The organism is Synergistaceae bacterium, from assembly GCA_017443945.1.
Lineage (GTDB): Bacteria > Synergistota > Synergistia > Synergistales > Aminobacteriaceae > JAFUXM01.
Map to the genome: position 1 here is coordinate 1 of JAFSXS010000107.1, position 4,161 is coordinate 4,161.

The following is a 4,161-nucleotide window of genomic DNA, read 5'->3' on the forward strand; positions in this document are numbered from 1 at the left end:
CATTTTTTGAGCAAGCCTAAAGAGTCTCAGCCCGCCCAAAATAACGCAAATTAATTTTTCTTGATCTCGATTTCCTCATGCTTGACTTGTGAATCTGACTCAGCGTTAAATTTCTCGTCCTGCATTTTGTGGAGCTTCAGCAATAAATTGTGTAACGGCTTGGGAATAGGTACGCCTAATTCGTCAGCATTCTCAATTATTGATGTAGTCTCATTGAGAATATAAAAAGTTGTAACCATAACACGCACTGAGCCAGCTAAATTGTCCGGTAAATATTTTACTAGCAAGTCATCGAGCAAATGCGCAATTCCTACGAACATAATCATATAACATTTTTTAGCGATACCCTTAAATCCGATTTCACTTGAGATTTCATGATTGATTCCTGCTGCTATCATTCCGGTTATATAATCAATTATCACTAGTGCAATCAATACCTCGAAGAGCTTATCAAGCCCCCCGAAGAACCACACAATCAAACCAAGTCCGCCTCCTATAGTAAAATCAATGCTTGTGTCTAATAAATTTTCTGTCATGAGCGCACCTCATATAAATTTTTTCTCTTTCCGCCGCAGTCAATGTGAATGAAAGTTTTATATTTTATGCAGTAGTCCATATCTTGAAGTTTTCCAGCGTTGCGGAGTTCTTTTACTGCCTCGAACATTTTAGCGCTGCCCAGTGAACACGATAAATCAGCTGCTTTGCCTTGAACGTGTTTAGAGTTTTTGACTCCGCCGACGTTCTTATTATGAGTCTCGCACCTGTAACCGGAATTAACACGAACAGGGACTCCCAAATAATCGCGTAATTCTTGAGCCATGTTTAAGACCCGCTGATCAATTAAATTTTTCCCGCAGTGTTTGCAGGCGAACTCGGAGACTTTGAAATTTTTCGTATCAACAGCCATAATTAATTACCTCCAAATATAAATCATATTGCAATTATTATAACGAAATTTTTTATGCGCGAGAAATTTTTTGCTATAAACGCGACTCTTAATTCAATCCGGGTGGGCGGGTGGGAACTGCTAATTACAACGCGACTCCAATTTTTTGCATTGTTACGGAAATATGAGGGAAGAAATTTATAGCCATTTGCAGCGAAAAAAAATTTTGTGATTCATAGAGGGGGAGCCCCTAAAGCCCCTCCCCCTTAAACCCCCTCCCACCCAGTAACACGCCATTTGCAGCGATAATTAATTTATGAGAAAATTTTTCCGCGAAGGAGGAATTTATCATGAGTGAATCAGAGTACGTGAGAAAAGATTTATACGATTCAAACATGCAGGAAATACGCGCATTAATGGCAGCAAGTGAAGCCAGACACGAAAAAATTGCTGCGGAAATCCGTGTGGTAAATGCCGAAAATTTAGCCAGACACGAAAAAATTGCTGCGGAAATGAAATCAGATTATAAGGTCATGAGCATTAGACTTGATAACATGGAAAATACAATAAATTTCATAATGCAGCGTTTAAATTTTCTTATTGCGGGACTAACACTCGGTTTCACAATTTTATCTATGTTAATTGCGTTCATGAAGTAAAAAAAAATTTTGTGATTCATAAAAGGGGGACCCCCTAAAGCCCGTCCCCCTTAAACCCCCTCCCCACCCAGTAAACATGAGTCGCGATCCTGCACATAAACAAATAGCCTGCACTCAAATTACAGGCCATGAAAGAAAATAAATAAGATAGAGAAATGATATTGAGAAAATTTTTACGTCGTATAATAATCTGTCAGAAAGAGGAATCTTAAGCCGCCTTTTTTGACTCCTTTCTTAAGATTGATTTAATTCTATCACACTCGAATCCCAGAACGTAATAATTTCACTCGCGGTGTAGCAATTTTCTTGAGCACTTGACTCGTTTCCTTCTGTCTTTCCGGTATGTGGGCTCCAGCACGGCGGGCAGCATGTTTAGCTAAGTCCGGGTTAAAAATTTCAATCGCTCCCGAAGCATAAACACGGCAATCAAGAGGCTCATTACGAATATTTTTATTTCTCTGCTCCCAGACTATGACATCACGGCCTCTTACACGTTTTGTAATCATTCTTTCACTCACGAGTCCTGCAAAATAACGGGAATCATAGCCTAAATTTTTATCATCCGGAAAATGACAATAACCCGCGCCCGTTTTTTCTGTCATTAATCGGGATTGTAAGACACCTTTAATAGTACTGACTCCGAGTGTGAATAATGGAGTCTTTCTGCGGTTATTTCTCGTAGGACCAGCGACACTCGGTCTCCCATATCCACCGCGACCAATGATGGCGAATATGTTGCGTTTGCTTCTCGGCTTGCAAAAAGTGTATACTTCATCTGTAAAGTGACCTCCTGAATCTATGCACACACACGATAAAATAATACTTGTACCATCTTTATAATGCCATGCACGACAAAGAAAATCATCGAGCATTAACCATGTTTCATTTAATGCAGGGTCGCCGTAAATGACCTTATAGCAAATCCCCCAAGACTCATGACCTAATCCCCAGCCGACAACTTCACATTCGAGTCTATCGTCCTGGACATCAACTCCGGCAGTAATAACTAAAACGCCATCGGGTAACTCTGCATTATATTTCTCGCGCCTGTTCTCTAAAATTTCAGAGTCGAGCGTACCTTCTTTACTCTCGTAGGGTTCTCCCAAAACTGTATTTACAAAAACTTTCAATTTTTCCTCACCATTTAATTTAGCTTCCTGATATTGAGTGCATAAATCTGACCAGCTAGCCCAGGGACTTGCAAAAGAGTTCATGTGAAAACCTCTGACGCGCGTTACACTGGGATTCATAGCAATCCATTTACCATTAATCTGCATTGAAGCCCATTCGAATTGATTAAAATCTTTATTACATTTTCTGCAAGTCATAACGGGTTCGGGCAATTCTTTAAATTTTATGCGCTCCCATTCAAACGGGTTTAACTCTCCGCAAACAGGACAAGGCACGCACCATTCTTCTTGACTTGTTAGCTGGAACTCTTCATAAATCCCGTGAGTCTGTCTTGTAGGAGTGGAGACGAGAATAATTTTGCGGTTCCAGAAATTTTGTGTACGTTTAATAGCGAGTGAGACGGGGTCTCCTTCTGTGCCAGCACTGTCCGGGTATCTATCGACTTCATCACACAACAATATGCGGATGGGTCTGCTTGCGAGACTTGCAGGGGAGTTAGCGCCGCAAATAGTAATCTGACCGCCGGGAAATCTTTTATGCAAAAGTGTATTCCCTGAATCTCTTGCGCGTGGATCCTTAATTTTTCCAGTAAGACACGGAGTATCGCGAATCATTGGTGCGAGTCTGTCCTTGCTGAATGCTTCGCCCATTGAGAGTGTAGGCTGTAATAATAAAATTGGGCTTGGTTCCTTATCGACATAATAACCGATAGTGTTTAAGATTATTTCTGTTTTTCCCACCTGCGCGGCTGTCATTACTATTATTTTTTCGATTGAGTCATCGCTAATAGCATTCATAATTTCGCGTTGATACGGTGCTCTATCGGTATGCCAGCTGCCGGGTTCTACATTAGCTTCCGGAGAAATTTGGCGGTAAAAGTCGGCCCATTCTGCAACTGTAATATCAGGAGGCGGACTCCAAAGATTCAAATTCGTTGTCATCATTTGCGAGTTCATTCAAGATTTCAAAGACTTTAGATTTAACAATCTGCTTTATTTCGCCGGCTGACTTATTGACGAGCTGCGGTGCCAATTCCGGTAACGCTAAAATTTTATTCTTCACGATATTGACTTTATCTGCCCAAGCATGAATAACATCATCACGGGCGAGCAACAATTTTTTATCCTGAGCGAGTTTTAATTCTTCACGTTCGGCCTTTGCAAGTGTGAGACGTGTTTTAGCTTCGATAAAATCATCATTATCAATCATGTTCAAATTTATCACCTCAAAAAAAATTTTTTCTGTCGCTAGCTCGAAAACGGGCTCTTCCTTCGCGGAATGAAGACCGCCCGCCCACCCCTCCCAGTACCTTAATTATAGTCTATCACGAGAAATAATCGGGTTGGTAAAGTTTAAGGGTAAAGATTTTGAAGAACTTTCCCAAAAGTTTCCCAACGATAAAATGTTGCAGTGCAATGGTTTAGCTTTCAAAAAATGGCCTTAGGTAAAGTGGTAAAGTTTTTTTGAGTGCTTATATATATATAC

General features: G+C 40.5%; 5 protein-coding genes. 1 reads left to right on the plus strand and 4 read right to left on the minus strand.

The window, feature by feature from the left end; all coding sequences use genetic code 11:
* Nucleotides 1-50: 50 nt before the first annotated feature.
* Together IJT21_11015 and IJT21_11020 are read right to left on the minus strand one after the other, a co-directional pair.
* On the minus strand, nucleotides 51-536 hold the full coding sequence (locus IJT21_11015; GenBank protein ID MBQ7578781.1) for a phage holin family protein: 486 nt from the start codon (nucleotides 534-536) through the stop codon (nucleotides 51-53).
* Nucleotides 533-907: a DUF882 domain-containing protein gene (locus tag IJT21_11020; protein MBQ7578782.1), complete on the minus strand. Its 375-nt coding sequence runs from the start codon at nucleotides 905-907 to the stop codon at nucleotides 533-535. The genes IJT21_11015 and IJT21_11020 overlap by 4 nt, the downstream gene beginning before the upstream one ends.
* Before the next feature lie 329 nt (nucleotides 908-1,236).
* On the opposite strand from IJT21_11020, the gene IJT21_11025 reads away from it, so the two are divergent.
* Nucleotides 1,237-1,545: a hypothetical protein gene (locus IJT21_11025; GenBank protein MBQ7578783.1), complete on the plus strand. Its 309-nt coding sequence runs from the start codon at nucleotides 1,237-1,239 to the stop codon at nucleotides 1,543-1,545.
* Between the two features lie 254 nt (nucleotides 1,546-1,799).
* Here IJT21_11025 and IJT21_11030 read toward each other — a convergent pair whose 3' ends face one another.
* Together IJT21_11030 and IJT21_11035 are read right to left on the minus strand one after the other, a co-directional pair.
* Nucleotides 1,800-3,620, minus strand: coding sequence for a phage terminase large subunit family protein (locus IJT21_11030; protein ID MBQ7578784.1), 1,821 nt, complete (start codon nucleotides 3,618-3,620; stop codon nucleotides 1,800-1,802).
* Complete coding sequence (locus IJT21_11035) at nucleotides 3,580-3,885, minus strand: hypothetical protein (GenBank protein ID MBQ7578785.1); 306 nt, start codon at nucleotides 3,883-3,885, stop codon at nucleotides 3,580-3,582. The genes IJT21_11030 and IJT21_11035 overlap by 41 nt, the downstream gene beginning before the upstream one ends.
* Nucleotides 3,886-4,161 lie beyond the last annotated feature (276 nt).

What these genes read in the sequence shown, in the direction of transcription:
- IJT21_11020 (MBQ7578782.1), bottom strand. Translation starts at nt 907, where the DNA reads ATGGCTGTTGATACGAAAAATTTCAAAGTCTCCGAGTTCGCCTGCAAA.
- IJT21_11035 (MBQ7578785.1), bottom strand. Translation starts at nt 3,885, where the DNA reads ATGATTGATAATGATGATTTTATCGAAGCTAAAACACGTCTCACACTT.
- IJT21_11025 (MBQ7578783.1), top strand. Translation starts at nt 1,237, where the DNA reads ATGAGTGAATCAGAGTACGTGAGAAAAGATTTATACGATTCAAACATG.
- IJT21_11015 (MBQ7578781.1), bottom strand. Translation starts at nt 536, where the DNA reads ATGACAGAAAATTTATTAGACACAAGCATTGATTTTACTATAGGAGGC.
- IJT21_11030 (MBQ7578784.1), bottom strand. Translation starts at nt 3,620, where the DNA reads ATGATGACAACGAATTTGAATCTTTGGAGTCCGCCTCCTGATATTACA.